This is a genomic window from Streptomyces sp. WAC00040 (genome assembly GCF_056835925.1).
The window spans coordinates 1,893,365-1,915,120 of the sequence record NZ_JAKQZE010000001.1 but is presented as its reverse complement, the minus strand read 5'-3'; the positions used below and the strand labels follow the sequence as shown (position 1 = coordinate 1,915,120).

Here is a 21,756-nt window from a genome sequence, read left to right as displayed (position 1 = left end):
GCCATGGGCGGGCTCACCCCTCGTACGGGTACACCCGGGTGACCTTGCCCTGGAGGTCGGCGTCCAGATACCCGCTCGCGCCGTATTCGTCGGACAGGTAGACGCCCAGACCGAGCGTTGTGCCGAGCGTTGTGCTGGGCTCCCGGGCCACCAGATAGCGGGTGGTCGGGTCCTTCACGTTCAAATCCTTGCGGGCCCGCTCGAGCAGGGCGGGAACCACGTCCCAGTCGAAGTCGTCCAGGCTGAACGGACGGTCCCCGCTGGAGAGGGTGCCGCTGATGATGCCCTTCTCCGCGCCCTCCCCGACCCGGTAGATCCAGCTGTCGTACCGCCTGTCGTCGCCGTCGACCATCACATTGGCCGACACGTGCTCCGGGTACACGGTGAGGCTTCCGACCCGGTCCGTACCGGTCTTGGACTTGATGTCCGCGACCGCCGTACGGATACCGTCAGGCGTCAGCAGGTCGACCTGCCGGGCGCCCTGTGTGGGATCAGGAGGGGTCGGTGTCGGGGTCCGTATCCCCGTGACGGCCGGCCCCGACGGCTTCGCCCCCGCTTCCCCGCCCTCTTCGCCGTCGGGCATCGCCGCCCACACCAGGACGCCCGCGAGCACCGTCGCAGTGATCGACGAGCCGATCGCGATCCGGCGGCCCAGCCGGGCCCGCCGCACCTCCTCACGGCGGGCGGTCTCCTCGCGTTCCACCGTCCCCAGCGCGTGCTGCCGCAGCGCCGACAGCGCGACCCCCCGCGGCGGGACGGCGTCGTGGGGCCCTGGGGTGGCAGGAGGGGACAGCCGGTACGAGGTGGGCACCGCGTCCGCGGGCCCCGCGACCTCCGGCCCTGCGGCTACGGGCACCGCGTGCACCCGCTCCGGCGGACGGCCCTCCACCACCTCGGCCAGCATCCGGTCCACCGCCTCCGGGCCGGGACGCGCGGCCGGGTCCTTGACCAGCAACGCGGCCAGCACCGCCGCCAGCGGGCCTGCCTGACGCGGCGGCGGAAGCTCGTCGTTGAGGACGGCCGCCAAGGTGGCGAGCGTCGTACCCCGGCGCAGCGGGTGGTGCCCCTCGACCGCGACGTACAGCATCATCGCCAGCGACCACAGGTCCGAGCCGGGCCCGCCCTCGTCCCCGGAGATGCGCTCGGGGGCCATGTAGTCGGGCGTGCCGATGATGGACCCGGTCGCCGTGAGGACGGTCGACTCCCGGATCGCCGCGATCCCGAAGTCGGTGAGCACGGGCCGCCCGTCGGGCCGCAGCAGTACGTTCGCGGGCTTCACGTCCCGGTGCTGGATGCCGACCTCGTGCGCGGCCCGCAGCGCCGCCAGTACCTCCCGCCCCAGCCGGGCGGCTTCGGCGGGCGCCATCGGCCCCTCCGCGAGCCGCTCCGCGAGCGACCCACCGGTGACCAGTTCCATGACGAGCCACGGATAGGTGTCCTCGCCGCCGTCCACGACGTGGTGGATCGTCACCACGTTCGGATGCTCGACCCTGGCCAGAGCGCGCGCCTCCCGCAGCACCCGCGCCCGCAGCATGCGGGCCGCCTCCGGGTCGTACTCCGCGAGCCCGGGATCGGGCGGCCGCACTTCCTTCAACGCCACGGCCCGGTCCAGCACGACGTCCCGCGCCCGCCAGACCGTCCCCATACCGCCGCCGCCGAGCCGCCCCTCCAGCTCGAACCGGCCGTCGACCACCCGCCTGCCGGCGCCCCCGTCGCTCATGGCGGGAGCATAAGGGACACCGGTGACGCCGGACGGCGTGGGCACCGCACCGGCCTCGTGCCCCGGCCGGTGCGGCGCGGCCGGGCACGGAAAAACCCCCGGACGCGGATCCACGGCGAAAGCGCTCGGCCCTCGCCGCGGATCTGCCCCTCGGGGGTTTTCAGTGTCCCGCGAATGCCCTACAGGAACGAGTTGATCTCGATGGTCTCGGTCCGGCCGGGGCCGACGCCGATCGCCGAGATCGGGGCGCCGGACATGTCCTCCAGCGCCTTCACGTACGCCTGCGCGTTCTTCGGCAGGTCGGCGAAGGTCTTCGCCTTGGTGATGTCCTCGGACCAGCCCGGCAGCATCTCGTACACCGGCTTCGCGTGGTGGAAGTCGGTCTGGCTGTACGGGAGCTCCTCGACGCGCTTGCCGTCGATCTCGTACGCCACGCAGACCGGAATCTGCTCCCAGCCGGTCAGGACGTCCAGCTTGGTGAGGAAGAAGTCGGTCAGACCGTTGACCCGGGTCGCGTAGCGCGCGATGACCGCGTCGAACCAGCCGCAGCGGCGGTCGCGGCCGGTGGTGACGCCCCGCTCGCCGCCGATGCGGCGCAGCGCCTCGCCGTCCTCGTCGAACAGCTCGGTGGGAAACGGCCCGGCGCCGACACGGGTCGTGTAGGCCTTGAGGATGCCGATGACCCGGCTGATCTTCGTCGGGCCCACACCGGCGCCGGTGCAGGCGCCGCCCGCGGTCGGGTTCGAGGAGGTGACGAAGGGGTACGTGCCGTGGTCGACGTCAAGCAGGGTGCCCTGCCCGCCCTCGAAGAGGACGACCTTGCCCTCGTCGATGGCGTTGTTCAGGATCAGCGTGGTGTCGGCGACGTACGGCCGGATCTGCTCCGCGTACTGGAGCATCTCCTCGACGATCTTCTCCGTCTCGATCGCGCGACGGTTGAAGACCTTGGTGAGGAGCTGGTTCTTGGTGTCGAGGGCCGCTTCGACCTTCTGCATCAGGATCGACTCGTCGTAGAGGTCCTGGACGCGGATGCCGACGCGGTTGATCTTGTCGGCGTACGTCGGACCGATACCGCGGCCCGTGGTGCCGATCTTGCGCTTGCCCAGGAACCGCTCGGTCACCTTGTCGACGGTGACGTTGTACGGGGTGATCAGATGGGCGTTTCCGCTGATCAGAAGCTTGGATGTGTCGACGCCGCGGTCGTTCAGCCCGCTCAGCTCGGAGAGCAGAACCGCCGGATCCACGACGACGCCGTTACCGATGACCGGAGTACATCCCGGCGAGAGGATTCCGGAAGGGAGGAGATGCAGCGCATACTTCTGGTCGCCGACGACAACCGTGTGGCCGGCGTTGTTGCCGCCCTGGTAGCGCACCACATAATCCACTGATCCACCGAGCAGGTCGGTGGCCTTTCCCTTGCCCTCGTCACCCCACTGAGCACCGAGCAGCACAAGTGCGGGCACAGGCGTACACCCCTTCCGGGCGGGGCAAGACCAAGGTCAGGGGGCCGGAGCCGTGCCTGAGTCCTGGGACAGGTTGCCCCGGAATAGACGAAGCCCCTGGCGCAATAGCGCAAGGGGCTCTTGCACAAAGATGCTACCCGAGGAAGGACCGAGGTGTCGGATCCCGACCAGCTGCTGGTGGTCATCGACCCGGTCGCCCGCCGAATGGACGGCGAGTCCGTGCGCATCGCGAAAGATGTGCTGTGCGGCGGGTCGGAGGCGAAAATCTGTCTTCCCCAGGGCCCGGAGGAATTCGCCCGGGCACTCGCCCGGAGGGGTTCACGCAGGCCGGTGGTGGTCGGCGACGACCGGGCACTGCTGAGGGCCGTGGCCCTGCTGCACCGCGACCGCTCCCTGGGCGACGGCGTGCTGGCGCTCGTCCCCGTGGGCTCCTCCGTACGACTGGCGCACTCCCTCGGCGTTCCCGCCGGGGCGGTCGCGGCGGCCAGGGCGGTCCTCGAGGGGACGCCGCGGCGGCTGGACCTCCTGGTGGACGAGAGCGACGGGGTGGTCCTGGGCGACCTGGCGATCCCGGCGGCCCGCCCGGTGACGCATGTGGAGGGCGCCTCGGTGTGGACGGCGGCCCGCTCCCTCGTCCGCACCCTGGTGCGCCCCGCTCCCTCGGCCGCGCCGGTCCGCACCCACCGGCTGCGTGTGGAGGCGGACGGGGTCCTGATGTGCGACCTGGACCGCCCTGTCGAGGACGTCACCGTCCGCGCCGGCCCCGGCGGCCGCGCGGAGGTCGTCGTACGCCACGGCTCGACCGCCGAGCCCCTGCGCGCGAGCGCCCTCTCCGTGACGGTCTCGGGCCCGGACTTCCGCTACCGGGCCGACGCGCACGTCACCGGCCCGGTCAGGACCCGCACATGGACGGTACGAGCGGGCGCATGGGGCCTGACACTGCCGCTGCCGGCCCCGGCGGGCTGACCGCGGCGAACGCCAGGCAGGCCTGACCTCGACGGGCAAACGTCGACGACCTGGCAGGGGCGGCCCGCCCTGCCGGGGTCAGGCCGCGCCGTAGAGCTGGTCGCGGTGTTGGCGCCAGCGTTCCATGAGGAGGGCGAGCTCCTTCTCCAGGAACTGGAAGAACTCCAGCGTCTCGGACATCCGCCGGCCCGCCCCCGTGTCGGGTCCGAGGCTCACCACGCCCTCCCGCAGGGTGTGCTCCCAGCGCTTGAGGATCTGGTCGCGGTTGGTGAGCGCCTCGTACCACTGGTTGCTGTGCACGCGGTAGCGCTCGCGGCGGGAGCCCGGCTCCCGCTCGCGGGAGACCATGTTGACCTGGGCGAGGTAGCGGATCGCGCCTGAGACCGCGGCGGGGCTGACCTGGAGCTGCTGCCCGAGTTCGGCCGAGGTCATCACACCGGAGTCGGAGGAGAGCAGGGCGGCGAAGACGCGGGCCGGCATGCGGGTCATGCCCGCTTCGACGAGCTGGGCGGCGAAACGCTCCACGAATGCGGACACCGCGTCCTCGTCGCGCGGCTGCTGCGCTGCCGTGGTCTGTTCGGTCACCACCGGATCATCTCCCCTTGTCACGGTCCTGAGCCGAGTTAATACAGTTCCTTAACTTCACAAAATTGTGAATTCAGCGTACGTTCTGAAGCATGACGAAGGCAATCACCGTCTCCGGACTCCACAAGTCGTTCGGGCGGACACGTGCGCTGGACGGTCTCGACCTCTCGGTCGAGACCGGTGAGGTCCACGGCTTCCTCGGGCCCAACGGCGCGGGAAAGTCGACCACCATCCGGGTCCTGCTCGGGCTGCTGCGCTCCGACTCGGGCGCGGCCCGGATGCTCGGCAAGGACCCCTGGCACGACGCCGTGGAACTGCACCGGCGCCTCGCCTACGTCCCCGGTGACGTCGAGCTGTGGCCGGGTCTCACCGGCGGCGAGGCCATCGACCTGCTCTCCCGGCTGCGCGGCGGCATCGACAAGCGGCGCCGCGAGGAACTCGTCGAGCGGTTCGACCTGGACCCGACCAAGAAGGGCAGGGCCTACTCAAAGGGCAACCGGCAGAAGGTGGCCATCGTCGCCGCGCTCGCGTCCGACGCCGAGCTGCTGCTGCTCGACGAGCCGACCGCCGGCCTCGACCCTCTGATGGAGGTCATCTTCCAGGACGTCATCCTCGAGGCGAAGGCCGCGGGCAAGACCGTGCTTCTCTCCAGCCACATCCTGGCCCAGGTGGAGAAGCTCGCCGACCGGGTCAGCATCATCCGGCAGGGGAAGACCGTGCAGTCCGGGACGCTGAGCGAGATGCGGCATCTGACGCGTACGACGGTCGAGGCGGAGACGGCCCGCCCGGTCAGCGGCCTGGCCGAACTGCCGGGCGTGCACAACCTGCGGACCGACAGCGGGCGGGTGCGGTTCGCCGTCGACGGCAGTCATCTGGACGGTGCGATCCGCAGGCTCTCCGAGTTCGGCGTCCGCAGCCTCGTCAGCCACCCGCCGACGCTCGAGGAGCTGATGCTGCGCCACTACGGCGACGAGCTGGGCGCGAACGGACACGGCACCGCCGCCGACGGCACGACCCGCTTCACCGACGACGGAGCAGCACGATGAGCACGGCGACCGCCACCGATGCGGCCACCGCCCCCAGCACCGCGAACGGCGGCAACGCGCTCGCCGGCACGCTCGGCCTGCTCCGCTTCGGCCTGCGCAGGGACCGCGTCCGGCTGACCGTGTGGATCCTCGCGCTGGTCGTCGGCACGGTGTCGACGGCGAGCAACTTCAAGGCGCTGTATGCCGATCCGGCGGACCGCGCCTCGGTCGCGGCGACCATGGACAGCCCCGCCGGGCTCGCCATGACCGGACCGCGCCACTACCTGGACGACTACGACTTCGGCGCGATGCTGGGCCACCAGATGCTCGGCTTCATGGCCGTGATGGTCGGCCTGATGAGCGTCCTCACCGTCACCAGGCACACCCGCAACGAGGAGGAGACGGGACGCGCCGAACTGGTGCGCTCCACCGTCGTCGGACGGCACGCGCACCTGGCCGCGGCGCTGTCGCTCGCCGTCCTCGCCAATGTGGCCCTCGCCCTGCTGCTCGCGCTCACCCTCGGCAGTACGGGTATCGACGGCATCGACACCGGTGGCTCGCTGCTCTACGGCTCCGCGCACGCCGCCGTGGGCATCGCCTTCGCCGCCGTCGCCGCCGTCACGGCGCAGATCACCGCGCACACACGAGGCGCCTCCGGCATGGCACTCGCCGTCGTCGGTGTCGCTTACGTCCTGCGCGCGGCGGGCGATGTGGGAGGAGACGGGGCGCTCGCCTGGCTGTCGCCGATCGGCTGGGCACAGCGCACCTACGTGTACGTCGACGACCGCTGGTGGCCGCTGCTGCTGTGCCTGGTGTTCGCCGTGCTGTGCGCCGCCGCGGGCTTCGTGCTGTCCACGCGGCGGGACGTGGGCGCCGGCCTGCGGGCGTCGCGGCTCGGCAGCGCGGCGGCGTCGGACGCGCTGAGCCGGCCGTTCGGCTTCGCCCTGCGGCTGCACCGCGGCATGCTGACCGGGTTCGGCGCGGGCCTGTTCCTCATGGGCGCGATGTACGGGTCGATCCTCGGCGACGCGGAGGACATGCTCAAGAACATCGACCAGCTCCAGGAGGCGCTCAAGGAGATCGGCGGCGCCTCGGTGGCGGAGTCGTTCGCCTCGATGGTCATGGTCGTGATCTCCGTCGTCGCGGCCGTGTACGTCGTGATGGCGGCGCTGCGGCCGCGCGCCGAGGAGACCGCCGGCCGCGCGGAGCCGCTGCTCGCGACCGGGCTGTCCCGTGCCCGCTGGGTGGGCAGCCACGTGGCCGTGGCCATGGCGGGCGGCACCGCGCTGCTGCTCCTGGCCGGGGTCGGCTTCGGGATCGCGGGGGCGGCGTCCGCGGACGACGCGGGGCTGTTCCTCGACCTGGTGGCCTCGGCGCTCGCCTACGCGCCGGCGCTGTGGGTCACGGTCGGCGTCGCCGTCGTGCTCTTCGGCTGGTTCCCGCGGGCGAGCGCGGCGGCCTGGATCGTGCCGGTGTACGCCTTCGTGGTCGGTTACCTGGGGCAGTTGCTTCAGTTCCCCGGCTGGATGAGCGACCTGTCCCCGTTCGGGCACATCCCCCAGTTGCCCGCCGCGCCGATGAACTGGACCCCGATGGTGGTCCTGACGCTGGTCGCGGCGGGGCTGGTCCGGGTGGGCCTCGAGGGCTTCCGCAAACGGGACTTGGAGACGAAGTAGCGGCGGCCGGACGTCACAGTTCGACCCGTAGTGCCTGAAGGCCCCTGATCACGAAACCGCCCTTCCACCGCGGCTCCTCCGCGAGCCGCATGTCCGGGCACTGGCGGAGCAGTTCTCCGAACGAAGCCGCCAGTTCGATGCGGGCGAGCGGTGCGCCCAGGCAGTAGTGGATGCCCGCGCCGAAGCTCACATGCGGGTTGTCCGCGCGTGCCAGATCCAGCGTGTCGGGGCGGTCGAAGCGGGTGCCGTCGCGGTTCGCGGAGCCGAACAGCAGGGCCAGTTCGGAGCCGCGCGGCACCACGACGCCGTCGATCTCGATGTCGTCCAGCACCCAGCGTTCGAAGAGCTGGAGCGGGGTGTCGTAACGCATCAGTTCTTCCACAGCTGTGGACAACAGCGAGTGGTCCGCCCGGAGGGCCGCGAGCTGGTCGGGGTGGCGGAAGAGCGTCCACCACCCGCCCGCCGTCGTGTTGACGGTCGCCTCGTGACCCGCGTTCAGCAGCAGCACACAGGTGGAGATCATCTCCTGCTCGGTGAGCCGGTCGCCCTCGTCGTGGGCGGCGATGAGCGCGGAGACCAGGTCGTCGCCCGGCCGCTCACGCCGCACGGCGATCAGTTCCCGCAGGTACGCGCTGAACCCGGTCGAGGCCCGCACCGCCCGCGCCGCCGTCTCTTCCGACGGGTTCAGCTCGTACATCCCGCAGATGTCGGCCGACCACGGCCGCAGCAGCGGCCGGTCGGATTCCGGGATGCCGAGCATCTCGGCGATCACGGCCACCGGCAGCGGCTCGGCGACCTCGGCCAGCAGATCGCCGCCGCCCGCCTTCTTGAAGTCGGCGACCAGGCCGGCCGCCAGCCGCTGTACGACCGGTTCCAGCGCCTGCACGGTCCGCGGGGTGAACGCCTTCGTCACAAGCCGCCGGATCCTCGTGTGATCCGGGGCCTCGAGGTCCAGCAGACCGTGGTCGTTGAGCGTATGGAACGGCTCGTGCGCGGCGGGCGGCGGAGTGCGGTCGAACTCCTCGTGGGTGAAGCGGTGCCGGTACGTCCGCCCCAGCCGCCGGTCCCGCAGCAGCGCGGACACGTCCGCGTGGTGCGGGACGAGCCACTGCCGTGTCGGCTCGAACCAGTGCACCCGGCCCCGCTCCCGCAGTTCGGCGAAGGCGGGGTAGGGGTCGGCCACGAACTGGGGGGACCAGGGTTCGAAGAGCGCGTCCATGCCCGGACGCTAACGCTCCCTACGAGGGTGTGACCAGCCTCGCCTCGTACGCGAAGACCGCCGCCTGGGTGCGGTCCCTGAGCCCCAGTTTGACGAGGACCCTGCTCACATGGGTCTTGATGGTCGACTCCGCGACGACCAGGTGCGAGGCGATCTCGGCGTTCGACAGGCCCTGCGCGATCAGGACCAGGACCTCGGTCTCGCGCTCGGTCAGGTCGGCGACCTGGGTCATCGCGGCGGGGCGCGGGGTCTCGGACAGCTTCGAGAACTCGGTGATCAGCCGGCGGGTGACGGTCGGCGCGAGCAGCGCCTCGCCGGCGGCCACCACGCGTACGCCGTCGGCGAGCTGCCGGGCGGAGGCGTCCTTCAGCAGGAACCCGGAGGCTCCCGCCCGCAGCGCCTGGTACACGTACTCGTCCAGGTCGAAGGTGGTGAGCACCAGCACCTTGGCGCCGCCGTCCGCCGCGACGATCTCGCGGGTGGCGTCGATGCCGTTCAGCTCCGGCATGCGGATGTCCATCAGCACCACGTCGGGCGCCAGTTCGGCGACCCTGGCGATGGCTTCACGGCCGTTGACGGCTTCGCCGACGACCTCGATGTCGGGCATGGCGTTCAGCAGGACCGAGAAGCCCTCGCGGACCATGATCTGGTCGTCGACGATGAGCACACGGATCGTCATGACGTCTCCTCGGCGGGGATGGCGGCGACGGGGATGAAGGCGGTGACCTCGTACCCGCCCTCTTCGGTGGGCGCCGCGGTCATCTCACCGTTCAGCATCGTCACACGCTCCCGCATGCCGGTGATGCCGTGACCGGCTCCCGGCGAGGGCTTCACAAGGCCGCGTGGCGGTGTGTTGACGATCCGCAGGCCCAGGCCGCCGAGCACGTAGGAGACCTCGATCTTCGCGGTCGAACCGGGTGCGTGCCGCAGCGCGTTGCTGAGCGCCTCCTGGATGATCCGGTAGGCCGAGAGCTCGACGCCCTGCGGCAGCTCGCGCACCGCTCCGGTGACCGTCTTCTCGGTCTCCAGCCCCGCCTCGCGGACGTTGGAGAGCAGGTTGTCGAGGTCGGCGAGGACGGGCTGGGGCGCGTCGGGGGCCTGGTAGTCCTCCGCCCTTACGACCCCGAGGATGCGGCGCAGTTCGGTGAGCGCGGCGACCGCGTTCTCGCGGATCGTGGCGAACGCCTTCTCCAGTTCCTCCGGCGGGTTCTCGACCCGGTAGGGGGCGGCCTCCGCCTGGATCGCGACGACCGACATGTGGTGGGCGACCACGTCGTGCAGCTCACGGGCGATGGTGGTGCGCTCCTCCAAGAGGGTGCGCCGGTCGCGCTCGGTGGCGGTGACCGTCTGCTGGGCGGCGACCTCCTCCTTCGCCTCACGGCGGACCAGGATCATGCTCACCATCAGCAGCAGGATCGCTGAGGTGAACAGCATGGGCGCCGCGCCGGGGCCGTAGCCGCGGCTGATCACCGTGTCGGCGAACATGCCGTACGCCGCGGTGATCAGCCACATCCAGCCGGCCGTCCGGGGGCGGGTCCGCAGGGCCACGACGACCAGCACGGTCAGGTGGGACAGGAATCCGGCGGGCGCCCAGGGCCAGTCGCTCCAGGAGCCCAGCACCGCCACGAACGGTGTGCTGATGATCGAAACCCACCAGGCGCCCACGGGCCTGACCAGGGTCATCGCGACCGCCGCGGCGGGGACGAACCCGCCGATGACGAAGGCGAGACCGCCCTCGTCGTCGGCGTAGGCGAGCAGCAGGGCGCACAGGGCGAGGAACAGCACCACGGCGTGCGGCAGCCACACCGCGCCCCTGCGTATCCGCTCACCCGGCAGCCGGCGGACCAGCGGTCCTTCTTCGCTCAGCGGCGGCAGCGGCCGGTAGGCGAACGCGTCGTGGAAGAGGTCCTGGCGGAGGCCGCTGAGCGCTCCCTGGGCCAGGTCGTATTCAGGGCTGCGGGTCTTCTGGGTCACGTGATGACGGTAAGCGGGCGCACGGGCCCCGGTCGTCAGCATCACTGCGGATCCTGGGGCGTCCGCCTTGAGTACTACCTGGTGGGGCCGGGGTCCGTAGCCGGTTCGGCAGGCGGGGGCCGGGTGCGGCGGGTACGGGCCGGGCCGCTCGGCGGCTCTGCCCGTACCCGTGCCGTGTCAGCTCCGGAAGGTGTCCGCGTGCTCGTCGGCCCATGCGGCGAACGTCCTGGCCGGCCGGCCGGTGACCTTGTCGACGGTGTCGACGACGGTACGGCCCACGGGAGGTGTGTTGCCGTACGCCTCCAGCAGGAAGGCGATGACGTCCTCCGGCTGCCCTGCCGCCTTCCACTGCTCGACCGCCTGCTGTTCGCTCAGTTCGACGAGCCGGATCTTCCTGCCCCGTGCGGCGGCGAGCGCGTCGACCTTGTCCTCCAGCGTCAGCACCTGGGGGCCGGTGATCACGTACTCCTGGCCCCCGTGGCCGTCCTCGGTGAGGGCGACCGCCGCGACGGCGCCGATGTCGGCCTCGTGGACCATGGCGCTGAGCCTGTCGGCGAACGGTTCACGCACCTCGCCGTCGGCGCGGATGCCGTCGGCCCACTCCAGGGCGTTCGCCATGAACTCCACCGGCATCAGCACGGTCCAGGCGAAGTCGCTCTCCCGTACCGCGTCCTCCAGCAGGCTCGGGCCGCCGCCGTGCAGCACGGTGATCCGCCGCACGCCGGCCTCCTTGGCCAGCCGAAGGATGCGCGGGCCGGTCTCCAGCGGCGCGAAGTACGGGCCGCCGAAGGTGATCAGGTGAAGGCCGGTGACGCCCTCCAGGGCGGGGGCCAGGGTGTCTGCATCGGTGAGGTCGCCCCGCACGACCTCGACGCCGTCGGGGAAGTCGGCCTTCGCCGGGTCGCGGGTCAGGGCGCGGACGGACTGTCCACGGCGGAGAAGCTCCGCGACCACCTGGCGGCCTACTGTTCCGGTTGCTCCGGTCACGAGATTCGTCATGGGAAGAACGTATGAACCCTTGCGGTCAGCTTCTTTCCGCAAGGGTTGGTCGAATCCGTTCCACAGGCTGTTTCCGCAGGCTCACCAGGCGAGTTGGGCGATCTCCTCCGCGACCACGGCGCACGCGTCGGCCGCCGGGTCGATCAGCGGGAAGTGCCCGACCTCTTCGAGGAGCGTCCATCCGACGGTCTCGCCCGCCTTCGCCGCCGCGTCCACGAACGCCTCCGCGACGGCCTGCGGCACGACGACGTCCGTACGGCCCTGCACCACGACCGTCGCGATGCCGGTCGGCAGCAGGGCGGCGGGATCGCCGTGCGGGACGCGCTCGTCGTACTGCGCCTCGCCGCCCAGCAGTTGCCGTACGGCGCCGCCGCACACACCCAGCTCCACGGCCGTGCCGAAATCGGCGATCGGGGCCAGTGCGACGACACCGCGCAGCGGCGGCGGCGCCGCCAGCCGCCACGGCGAGCCGGCCGGCAGGACGTGCCGGGCGGCGGCCCACAGCGCGAGGTGGCCTCCGGCGGAGTGCCCGGTCACGACGGTCCGCCGCGGGTCGGCCTGCGGCAGCGCCTGCCGCGCCAGGTCCGGCAGGGCATCCATCGCGGCGGCCACGTCGTCGAACGTCTCCGGCCACCGTCCGGCGACCGGCCCTTCTCCGCGCCGGCCCGGGATCTCCCGCCCGCGGCGGTACTCGACGTTGGCGACGGCGAGCCCGCGGCGCGCCAGGAAGCCGGCGAACGGCGTCACATGTCGCCGGTCGTACGGCGCCCGCCAGGCGCCGCCGTGCAGCACGACCACCAACGGCACGGCGGCGTGCCCGCTGCGCGGCGCGTAGAAGTCGACGACCTGGTCGGGATGCTCCCCGTACGAGACGGATACGTCCGGCGCGACGGCAGGATGCGACATCGCCGACGCTTCCTCGGCGGCGTCACGGGCGACGGGGTCCGGCATGTGCTGCTCCAACAGTCCCGTGGGGGTGGCCTGTTCCACCTGACCAGCGCGGACGCTACCAGCTTCGCCACGGCCGGCGGCGGCTCGGGCGACAGAGGTCCGCCCCGGGAACTCGGCGTCCCCTGGGGCGGACCGGGCTCAGCCGGCGAGGACCTCCGCCAGGACGCGTGCCGCGCGCTCCGTGTCGGCGAAGCCCACGTACAGCGGTGTGAAGCCGAAGCGCAGGACGTCCGGGCGGCGCAGGTCGCCGACGACGCCCCTGGCCGTCAGGGTCTCCATGACCCGCGGCGCGTCCTCGCACCGCAGCGCCACCTGGCTCCCGCGCGCGGCGTGCTCCGCGGGGGTCAGGGAGGTGACCTGTCCGGCCGGGACATAGGCGTCGACGCACTCCAGGAAGAAGTCCGTCAGCGCCAGGCTCTTCGCCCTGACCGTCTCGATCGCGATCCCGTCCCACACCTCGAGCGCCGCTTCGAGGGCCAGCATGGACAGGATGTCCGGCGTGCCCACCCGGCCGCGGGTCGACCCGTCGGCCGCCTCGTAGCCGGACGTCATCGCGAACGGGTCGGCGTGCGACGTCCAGCCGGGCAGCGGCGAGTCGAAGGACGCCTGGTGACGCTCGGCGAGGTACAGGTACGCGGGCGAACCGGGGCCGCCGTTGAGGTACTTGTAGGTGCAGCCGACGGCCAGGTCGACGCCGTGGGCGTCGAGTCCCACCGGCAGGGCGCCCGCGCTGTGGCACAGGTCCCAGACCGCGAGGGCCCCCGCGTCGTGGACGGCCGCCGTCAGACCGGGCAGGTCGTGCAGCCGACCGGAGCGGTAGTCGACGTGGTTGACGAGTGCCGCCGCCGTGGTGGGGCCGAGTGCCGAGGGCAGATCGGCCGGGTCGACCGGCACGATACGGCGGCCGGTCATCCTGGCCGCCGACGACGCTATGTACCCGTCCGTCGGGAACGTCGTCGCGTCGACGAGGATGTCCGTCCGTGCCGGGTCGTCGTTCAGCCGTACGGCGCCGACGACGGCCTTGAAGACGTTGACGCTCGTGGAGTCGCCGACCACGATCTGCCCGGGCGCCGCGCCGACCAGCGGCGCGATCCGGTCACCGATCCGCTCGGGCGCACTCCACCAGTCGCCTTCCGTCCAGGAACGGATGCGCAGCTTGCCCCACTGCCGGTTCACCACATCGGCGACGCGGTCGGGGACGTGCGCGGGCAGCGCGCCGAGCGAGTTGCCGTCGAGGTAGACCGCCTCGTCGAGGGCGAACAGCTTCCGGGCACCGGCCAGTTCGTCTGCGGCGTCGAGCGCCGCGGCCCGCTGGGCCAGGGACTCAGACATGGCTGCGCGCCGTCCACAGCTCGGGGAAGACGTTCTTGCGGGCACGCTTCTCGAGCCACGAGACACCGGCGGAGCCGCCCGTGCCGACCTTCGAGCCCATGGCCCGCCGGGTCGCCACCAGGTGGTCGTTGCGCCAACGCCACACCAGCTCGCCGACATCCGTCAACGCCTCACCGAGGCGCACCAGTTCGGTGTCCTGGTCATCGGCGCCGTAGACCGCGGCCCAGACCTGCTCGACCGCCTCCGACGGCTCGTACTTCTGCGCCAGGTCGCGCTCCAGCACCTCGGTGGGCACCGCGTACCCGCGGCGGGCGAGGAGCCGCAGCACCTCGTCGTAGAGGCTCGGCTCGTGCAGTGCCTTCTCCAGTTCCGCGTGGACGCGCGGGGCGCCCCGGTGCGGCACCAGCATGGAGGCGGACTTGTCCCCGAGCAGGAACTCCATCCGCCGGTACATCGCCGACTGGAAGCCGGAGCCCTCACCGAGGGCGTCGCGGTAGGCGTTGAACTGCGCGGGCGTCAGGTTGGCGATGGGCTTCCAGGAGGCGTTGAGCGCCTCCAGCTCCCGTACCGACCGCTTCAGCGCGTCCATCGCCACGGGGATCCGGTCCTCGCGCAGGGCGCGTGCGGCGGTCTCCCACTCGTGGACGACGACGGTGAACCACAGCTCCATGACCTGGGTGGTGACCAGGAAGACCATCTCGCCCGGGTCGTCCGACCGCGGATGCTGGAGGTGCGTGAGGACGTCCGCCTGGACGTAGTCCTCGTACGGCGTGGTGCCCGCGAAGTCCAGATTCGGGGCGGAGTCATGTGACATTGCTGTCTCCTCGACATCCGGGTAGCGGTCCGCCCCTTCCTGTCCGGTGTGGGCCCCGGTCCCCACTCGCATCATAAGCCGAGGATCACACCGGCGGTCCGGAGAGATATGTCCCGTCGTCGTCGTAGGGCCACGCATTGGAGACGCAGCCGTTCAAGCCCTTGATCTGCTGCATCATCACCGGGGCTGGTTTGCCGGGGCCGGGGCAGCCCATGTGCTGCCGGATGCCGATCTCGTGCCCGACCTCGTGGTTGATGATCAGATGCCGGTACTCGGCGGGCGTGCCCGCGAAGGTCGGGGAGCCCAGCATCCAGCGCCGCAGGTTCACCACGACGCCCTCGGTGGTCTCGCAGTTCAGCTCACCGCGGGTGTTCAGGCCCACGGCGAGGCAGAGCTTGTCCGCGGTGGCCGGTGTGGCGATCCTGATCACGAAGTCGGCGTTCGACGACACCAGCTGGAAGCGGCCGCGTCCGTTCGCGGCCCAGCCGCGCGGGTGGGCCAGGATCTGCTGTATCTCGGCTGCCGCCTGCTGGGCGGACACGTCCACGCCGTCCTCGACCTCCACCTTGTAGCGGCGCAGAGTGCCGGTGCCGGCCGCCGTCCCGGACGACCGGGCGACGGTGAACGTGCCCGGCCCCGACGCCGGCACGCTCGGCGGCTCGCTCTTGGCAGAGGGGGAAGGCGACGGCTTCGGCTTCGGCGAGCTGCTGGGGCTGCGCACCGGCGAGGGCGAGGTCGACGGCTCCGGTGCCGGGTCCTTCGACATCAGCGGCGCGACATCGGACCCGTCGGCCGCCTCGGCGGGGGGCGGCGCGCCCCTCCAGTGCGCGAGGGCGGCACCGGCGCCCACCGACATGAGGGCGAGGCACACGCCCAGCAGAAGTATCGGTCCGGTCGGACGGCGTCGGCCCGTGTTCCGGCGGCCCCGTCTGCGGCTGCGCCCGTTGCGGGCGGCGGCACGCTGGCCCAAGACAGATCTCTCCCCTGGTTCGGCCGGCGTTGGGGGAGAGGAAGTGGGGGCCTCTCACCGGCTGTGATCCGTGAATCGGCAGTGTGTGCGATCGTACCGGCCGCGGGCCGGCGACCCGGGTTCAGGTCGCCGGCCCGCGGAACCGTCACGGCGGAGGCCGGCTCCGCCGGGACGGTTCAGCTCAGCGTCTCCGCGGCGGTCTGGGAGGAGTCGCGCAGGAACGTGGTGCAGCGCTCGTGCTCGTCCTTCTCGCCGATCGCCCCGGCGGCACGGGCCAGCGCGTTCAGCGCGCGCAGGAAGCCGCGGTTGGGCTCGTGCTCCCACGGCACCGGGCCGTGGCCCTTCCAGCCGTTGCGGCGCAGCGCGTCGAGGCCGCGGTGGTAGCCGGTGCGCGCGTAGGCGTACGACTCGACGACACTGCCCCGCTCGAAGGCGTCGTCGGCCAGCTGCGCCCAGGCGAGCGAACTGGTCGGGTACTGGGCCGCGACCTCGGCGGCGGGTGTGCCGCCGGCCAGGAGCTCACGCGGTCCGGGCTCGTCGGGCAGATGGGTCGGGGGAGGCCCCCCGAGCAGGTTCTCGTGGATCGACATGGCCCCCAGTCTCACAGGTCGGGCCCCCTTCCGTGGCCAACGGCCGAAGGACGGCCGTTGTGCGGTCGTGGAGAGCGGGTCAGCGCTTCGGTTCCGCCTGCGGCTCGAGCGGCGGCGCGGCGATCCCGCAGCTGACCTTGCACTCCGGGTGGCAGACGTCCGCGTCCTTCGGCGGCACCCGCACAGTCCCCCATGCGATCAGGGCCCCGGCCACCAGGACCCCCGCGCACATCGGGATGGCGCGCCGGAACGCCTCGTCGAACGCCGTCGCCGAGCGGTACGCCTCAGGGCCCATGCCGGCGAGCAGCGGCAGGGCGGCCACCGCGATCAGGCCCGCGGCCCGGGCCGCCGCGTTGTTGATGCCGCTGGCGATGCCCGCCCGGCCGGTCTCCACGGACGCGAGGACGGTCGAGGTCAGCGGGGCGACCAGCGTGACCATGCCCAGCCCCATGACCAGCAGGGCGGGCAGCACGTCCACGAGGTACGACGCGTCCTCGCCGACCCTGAGCGTCAGCATCATGCCGACGCCGCAGAGCAGCGGGCCGGCGGTCAGCGGGATACGCGGGCCGATGCGGTCGCCCAGTTCCCCGGAGCGGGCGGACAGCAGCAGCATCAGCACGGTCGTCGGCAGCAGTGCCGCGCCCGCGCCGAGGGCCGTGTACCCGGCCACGACCTGGAGCTGGAGCGCGACGAGGAAGAAGAACCCGCCGAAGGCGGCGTACACGCAGAGCGTCACCAGGTTCACGGCGGTGAACTGGTGGATACGGAAGAGGGACAGCGGCAGCATCGGCTCCGCCGTACGCCGCTCGACCAGCACGAACACGGCTCCCACGCACGCGCCTGCGAGCCCTGCCCACACGGTCTCCTCGATGAGCGCGTAGGTCACGAGCCCGAGCGCCGCCGCGCACAGGGCCGCGCCCAGGACGTCGAACCGACCGGTCGCCCTCGGATCGCGGGACTCCGGTACATGGCGCAGCGCCACCGGTACGCACAGGGCGGCCAGCGGCACGTTGAGCAGGAAGACCCAGCGCCAGCCCGGCCCGTCGACCAGCCAGCCGCCGACGAAGGGCCCGATCGCCGCGCCGACGCCGCCGAGCCCCGACCACAGGCCCACGGCCCGCGACCGGTCGTCGGGGTGGAAGCTCGCCTGGATGAGGGCCAGCGATCCGGGGGTGAGCAGGGCGCCTCCGATGCCCTGGAGGGCGCGGGCGGCGACCAGCACACCGCCGTTGGGCGCGATCCCGCAGAGCAGGGAGCCCAGGGCGAACCAGACCACGCCGAGGACGAAGATCCGGCGGCGCCCGTACCGGTCGCCGAGTGCCCCGCCGAGCAGGATCAGCGCAGCCAGCGTCAGCATGTAGGAGTTGACGGTCCACTGGAGGACGCCCAGGTCTGCGTCGAGGTCCCTGCCGATGCGGGGCAGGGCGACGTTGACGACGGTGGAGTCGAGCAGTGCCATGCCGGACCCGAGGACGGTCGTCAGGACCACCCAGCGGCCCGTGGCGGATGTCAGCCTGATGTCCCCCGGACTCGTGCCCATACGGGGATCATCGCAGCCGCTTCACGACGTTACGACCCGAACGCCCGTGTCCCCGCCCGCGGCCCCTCGGGGTCCGGGCAGGGAGTCAGGTGACGCGGCGGAGCGCCCGGATCAGGGCGTCCGCACCGCGTTCCGCCTTGCTGCGCGGACAGCCGACGTTGAGACGGACGAAGCCCTCGCACCCGTACACCGCTCCCGGCATGATCGCGACCTTCTCCCGTTCCACGAGCTCACGCTGGAGCACCGTGTCCTCGGTCCGGGAGCCGATGCCGAGCGGACGAAGGTCGATCCACGCGAGGTAGCCGGCCTGCGGCGGCTCCCAGCCGAGCTGCGGGAACGCCGCGCCGAGCCGGTCGGCGAGCATCCGCAGGTTGCCGGCCACATAGGCGTTGAGGTCGTCCAGCCACGGTCCGCCACGGCGGTAGGCGGCGATGTGCGCGGTCAGCGACAGCACGGCGGGCGACGCGAGTCCCTCGCCGGTCTCCATCCGCCGCACGAACCCGGCATGGTCCGCGGGGTCGCCGATGATGCCGTACGAGCCGCTCAGGGCGGGGAAGTTGAACGCCTTGGTGCCGGAGGTGATCAGGGCCCAGCGGCCGGTGCCGTAGCGGGTCCAGGGCAGGTGCACTCCGTCGCGTACGAAGTCGGCGTGGATCTCGTCGCTGACGACCGCGACGCCGTGCCGTTCGGCGAGCTCGGCGGTCCGGGTGAGCTCGTCGTGCGTCCACACCCTTCCGGTGGGGTTGTGGGGCGAGCAGAGCACCAGGACCTTGCTGTCGGGCCGGGCGAGCTGCCGTTCCAGTGCCTCGTCGTCCCCGACGGGCACTGGGCGCAGCTCCCGGCCCAGACCGGTGATCACCTTGATGAAACCGTCGTACGTGGGGGTGTGGACGATCACGCCGTCGCCGGGTCCGGTCCACATCCGCAGCAGCTGCGAGAGCTGGTTGAGCACGGAGGGCGCGTACACGACGCGGTCGGTGTCGATGTCCGTGCCGTACCGGACGGCGAACCAGTGACGGACGGCGGAGAGGAAGTCCTCGTTCCGCCAGTCGGTGTAGCCGAAGACTCCGTGCGCGACCCGGTCACGGAGGGCGTCGAGGACCACGGGAGGGGAGGGGAAGTCCATGTCGGAGATGGTGAAGGGCAGCAGGCCGTCGGTTCCGAACCGGGCGGCGACACCGTCCCACTGCACGCTCCAGGTGCCCCGGCGGTCGACGACCGCGTCGAAGTCGAAGCTCATGATTCCCCTCCCCGTGGACACACCGCGGGCCCGGCGCCCGCGAGGGGGTGCCGGGCCCGTGGTGAGGCGGCTACTTACTTGATCTTGGTGCCGGTGGAGCGCAGGGCCGCACATGCCTCCGTGACACGGGTGGCCATGCCGGCCTCGGCGAGCTTGCCCCAGGTGCGCGGGTCGTAGGTCTTCTTGGAGCCGACCTCGCCGTCGACCTTCAGGACGCCGTCGTAGTTCTTGAACATGTGGTCCGCCACCGGACGCGTGAAGGCGTACTGCGTGTCGGTGTCGAGGTTCATCTTCACGACGCCGTTCTCCAGGGCCGTGGCGATCTCCTCCGCGGTCGAGCCCGAGCCGCCGTGGAAGACGAAGTCGAACGGGTCGGCCTTGCCGTACTGGGCGGAGACACCCGCCTGGAGGTCCTTCAGCAGCTCGGGGCGGAGCACGACGTTGCCCGGCTTGTAGACGCCGTGCACGTTGCCGAAGGACGCGGCAAGCAGGTAGCGGCCCTTCTCGCCCAGGCCCAGGGCCTCGGCGGTGCGCAGCGCGTCGTCGACGGTGGTGTACAGCTCGTCGTTGATCTCGTGCGAGACGCCGTCCTCCTCGCCGCCGGTCGGGGTGATCTCGACCTCGAGGATGATCTTCGCGGCGGCGGCCTGCGCCAGCAGCTCCTGGCCGATGGCCAGGTTGTCGGCGAGGGTCTCGGCCGACCCGTCCCACATGTGGGACTGGAACAGCGGGTTGCGTCCGGCCTTCACGCGCTCGGCGGAGATGTCGAGCAGCGGACGTACATAGCCGTCCAGCTTGTCCTTCGGGCAGTGGTCGGTGTGCAGCGCGACGGTGATGTCGTACTTGGCGGCGACGATGTGCGCGAACTCGGCCAGGGCGACGGCGCCGGTGACCATGTCCTTGCTGTACTGGCCACCCAGGAACTCGGCACCGCCGGTGGAAATCTGGATGATGCCGTCGCTCTCGGCCTCCGCGAAGCCACGCAGCGCGGCGTGCAGGGTCTGGGACGAGGTCACGTTGATGGCGGGGTAGGCAAACTTGCCTGCCTTCGCCCGGTCAAGCATCTCGTTGTAGACCTCGGGAGTCGCGATGGGCATATGTCCGCTCCTTGTGATGTGCGGGTATGTGGTACGGGGGGCCGGGGTGCGTCCCCGGTGAACCCAGTGCCCTGACCTTGGGCGACGTCATCGTCGCGGCCTATCTTTCCAGACTCCCGCCCCGGGTCCACCATGCCTGCCCCACCCGCATGGCGAAGGGGCGTGCTGTTTCACGTGAAACAGCACGCCCCCTCGAATCTCCGCAGCTCAAGCCATGATCAGGCGAGACCGAGCTCGTCGAGCGAATAGGCGTTGACGTACTTCAGACCCGCCTCCGCGATCTTGGGGGCCGCACCGCGCTCCACGATCACGGCCACCGCGACCACCTCGCCGCCGGCCTCCCTGACCGCCTCCACGGCGGTCAGCGGGGAGCCGCCGGTGGTCGACACGTCCTCCACGACCAGGCAGCGCCGGCCCTTCACGTCCGTGCCCTCGATCCGGCGCTGCATACCGTGCGCCTTGCCAGCCTTGCGGACGACGAACGCGTCGAGCCGCTTGCCGCGCGCAGCGGAGGCGTGCAGCATCGACGTCGCCACCGGGTCGGCGCCCAGCGTCAGACCGCCCACGCAGTCGTAGTCCAGGTCGGCGGTGGCGTCGAGCATCACCTGACCGACCATCGGCGCGGCCTCGCCGTCCAGCGTGATCCGGCGCAGATCGATGTACCAGTCGGCCTCGATGCCCGAGGAGAGGGTCACCTTGCCGTGTACCACGGCCTTGTCCTTGATCTGCTGGAGCAGCTCAGCACGCACGTCAGTCATGGGGCTCAGCTTAAGGGCGCCGGTCCCTCTGCTCAGAGCCGCCGCCAGCTCCAGGTCGTCGCGATCTCCAGCGGCTCGATCGGCGTGACGAGCTGCGGGCGGGTGTTGAGACCGTTCGGCGGGCCGGACTGCGGCTCGACACAGACCGCCTCGGCCTGCTCGTCGTAGATCACGACCCACTCCGCAGGGCTGCGGACGATCAGCTCCAGCCGGCCCGGCCAGGTCAGCGTGACGTCGACCCCGTCGGGCATGCCGAAGCAGTCGTCCCACGGTCCGGGGAGCGGTGTGATGCGCTTGCCGGTAGGCAGATGGTCCTCACCGCGCTCCTCCTGCCACTCGGGCGTGAAGTCGATCCGTACGTCCTCGCCCCCGTCTCCCAGGTCGCGCAGGAACCAGGGGTGCCAGCCCGCCTGCGCCGGGAACGACGTCCCGTACGTCTCCACGCCCATCCTGAGGGTGACGGAGTCGTCCGCCAGCTCGAACGTCTGGGTGACGCGCCCTGTGTACGGCCACGGGTCGGTGAGGTCATAGGTGAAGGCAGCTTCGCTTTCACCGGCCCGCGCGGTACGCCAGGCGGTGTCACGGCCGGTGCCGTGAATGGCGTGCGGCGGGGCATTGAGCGGCAGTTGATGCGGTACTCCGCCGTTGCTGAACTGTCCGTCCCGAGTACGCCCGCACCACGGCACCATCGGGAACGAGCCGTAGCGCTCGCCCTGTCGCAGCATTTCGGTGCCGCCGATGCGCAGGCTTCCGATGCGGCAGCCGTTCTTCGGATGCACGGTCAACTCGACGTCACCGGCGGCCAGCCGGATGCTCTGTTCGCTACTCACACCCCGA

20 protein-coding genes are annotated in these 21,756 nt (G+C 71.4%); 3 read left to right on the top strand and 17 right to left on the bottom strand.

What is annotated here, in order from left to right:
* Positions 1-13 precede the first annotated feature (13 nt).
* Both MDN94_RS08840 and MDN94_RS08835 read right to left on the bottom strand, forming a co-directional pair.
* Positions 14-1,720 (bottom strand): serine/threonine-protein kinase, encoded by a 1,707-nt coding sequence (locus MDN94_RS08840; RefSeq protein WP_482725325.1) that lies wholly within the window; start codon positions 1,718-1,720, stop codon positions 14-16.
* Positions 1,721-1,899: 179 nt separating this feature from the next.
* Positions 1,900-3,183 (bottom strand): adenylosuccinate synthase, encoded by a 1,284-nt coding sequence (locus MDN94_RS08835; protein WP_441263517.1) that lies wholly within the window; start codon positions 3,181-3,183, stop codon positions 1,900-1,902.
* Between the two features lie 153 nt (positions 3,184-3,336).
* Between MDN94_RS08835 and MDN94_RS08830 the strand changes: the two genes are divergently transcribed.
* Positions 3,337-4,149, top strand: a complete 813-nt coding sequence (locus MDN94_RS08830; RefSeq protein ID WP_482725324.1) for a diacylglycerol kinase — start codon at positions 3,337-3,339, stop codon at positions 4,147-4,149.
* A 78-nt stretch (positions 4,150-4,227) separates the two neighbouring features.
* On the opposite strand, the gene MDN94_RS08825 is transcribed toward MDN94_RS08830, so the two are convergent.
* Positions 4,228-4,737, bottom strand: a complete 510-nt coding sequence (locus tag MDN94_RS08825) for a GbsR/MarR family transcriptional regulator (protein WP_482725323.1) — start codon at positions 4,735-4,737, stop codon at positions 4,228-4,230.
* An 89-nt stretch (positions 4,738-4,826) separates the two neighbouring features.
* Between MDN94_RS08825 and MDN94_RS08820 the strand changes: the two genes are divergently transcribed.
* Entirely contained in the window at positions 4,827-5,780 is a 954-nt protein-coding gene (locus MDN94_RS08820; protein WP_482725322.1) for an ABC transporter ATP-binding protein, read from the top strand.
* Positions 5,777-7,435: an ABC transporter permease gene (locus MDN94_RS08815; RefSeq protein WP_482725321.1), complete on the top strand. Its 1,659-nt coding sequence runs from the start codon at positions 5,777-5,779 to the stop codon at positions 7,433-7,435. Before MDN94_RS08820 ends, MDN94_RS08815 begins: the two co-directional genes overlap by 4 nt.
* A gap of 13 nt (positions 7,436-7,448) precedes the next feature.
* Here MDN94_RS08815 and MDN94_RS08810 read toward each other — a convergent pair whose 3' ends face one another.
* From MDN94_RS08810 to MDN94_RS08745, 14 genes are all read right to left on the bottom strand, one after another.
* Entirely contained in the window at positions 7,449-8,654 is a 1,206-nt protein-coding gene (locus MDN94_RS08810) for a cytochrome P450 (protein WP_482725320.1), read from the bottom strand.
* Between the two features lie 19 nt (positions 8,655-8,673).
* On the bottom strand, positions 8,674-9,333 hold the full coding sequence (locus tag MDN94_RS08805; RefSeq protein ID WP_482725319.1) for a response regulator: 660 nt from the start codon (positions 9,331-9,333) through the stop codon (positions 8,674-8,676).
* Positions 9,330-10,670 (bottom strand): sensor histidine kinase, encoded by a 1,341-nt coding sequence (locus tag MDN94_RS08800; RefSeq protein WP_482725318.1) that lies wholly within the window; start codon positions 10,668-10,670, stop codon positions 9,330-9,332. The genes MDN94_RS08805 and MDN94_RS08800 overlap by 4 nt, the downstream gene beginning before the upstream one ends.
* A 135-nt stretch (positions 10,671-10,805) precedes the next feature.
* Positions 10,806-11,627: an NAD(P)H-binding protein gene (locus MDN94_RS08795; protein WP_482725317.1), complete on the bottom strand. Its 822-nt coding sequence runs from the start codon at positions 11,625-11,627 to the stop codon at positions 10,806-10,808.
* 81 nt (positions 11,628-11,708) lie between these two features.
* Positions 11,709-12,578, bottom strand: a complete 870-nt coding sequence (locus MDN94_RS08790) for an alpha/beta hydrolase (RefSeq protein WP_482727038.1) — start codon at positions 12,576-12,578, stop codon at positions 11,709-11,711.
* Positions 12,579-12,716: 138 nt separating this feature from the next.
* Entirely contained in the window at positions 12,717-13,910 is a 1,194-nt protein-coding gene (kynU, locus tag MDN94_RS08785; protein WP_482725316.1) for a kynureninase, read from the bottom strand.
* Positions 13,903-14,724: a tryptophan 2,3-dioxygenase gene (gene kynA / locus MDN94_RS08780; protein ID WP_482725315.1), complete on the bottom strand. Its 822-nt coding sequence runs from the start codon at positions 14,722-14,724 to the stop codon at positions 13,903-13,905. The genes kynU and kynA overlap by 8 nt, the downstream gene beginning before the upstream one ends.
* An 85-nt stretch (positions 14,725-14,809) precedes the next feature.
* Entirely contained in the window at positions 14,810-15,595 is a 786-nt protein-coding gene (locus MDN94_RS08775; protein ID WP_482725314.1) for a DUF3152 domain-containing protein, read from the bottom strand.
* 275 nt (positions 15,596-15,870) lie between these two features.
* Positions 15,871-16,284 (bottom strand): DUF3151 domain-containing protein, encoded by a 414-nt coding sequence (locus MDN94_RS08770; RefSeq protein ID WP_453467000.1) that lies wholly within the window; start codon positions 16,282-16,284, stop codon positions 15,871-15,873.
* Positions 16,285-16,363: 79 nt separating this feature from the next.
* Entirely contained in the window at positions 16,364-17,824 is a 1,461-nt protein-coding gene (locus MDN94_RS08765; protein ID WP_482725313.1) for an MFS transporter, read from the bottom strand.
* Between the two features lie 85 nt (positions 17,825-17,909).
* Positions 17,910-19,064, bottom strand: coding sequence for a MalY/PatB family protein (locus MDN94_RS08760; protein WP_482725312.1), 1,155 nt, complete (start codon positions 19,062-19,064; stop codon positions 17,910-17,912).
* 74 nt (positions 19,065-19,138) lie between these two features.
* Positions 19,139-20,161, bottom strand: a complete 1,023-nt coding sequence (fbaA, locus tag MDN94_RS08755; protein ID WP_159689423.1) for a class II fructose-bisphosphate aldolase — start codon at positions 20,159-20,161, stop codon at positions 19,139-19,141.
* A gap of 218 nt (positions 20,162-20,379) precedes the next feature.
* On the bottom strand, positions 20,380-20,919 hold the full coding sequence (gene pyrE / locus MDN94_RS08750) for an orotate phosphoribosyltransferase (protein WP_441263504.1): 540 nt from the start codon (positions 20,917-20,919) through the stop codon (positions 20,380-20,382).
* Between the two features lie 32 nt (positions 20,920-20,951).
* Positions 20,952-21,749, bottom strand: coding sequence for an aldose epimerase family protein (locus MDN94_RS08745; RefSeq protein ID WP_482725311.1), 798 nt, complete (start codon positions 21,747-21,749; stop codon positions 20,952-20,954).
* Positions 21,750-21,756 lie beyond the last annotated feature (7 nt).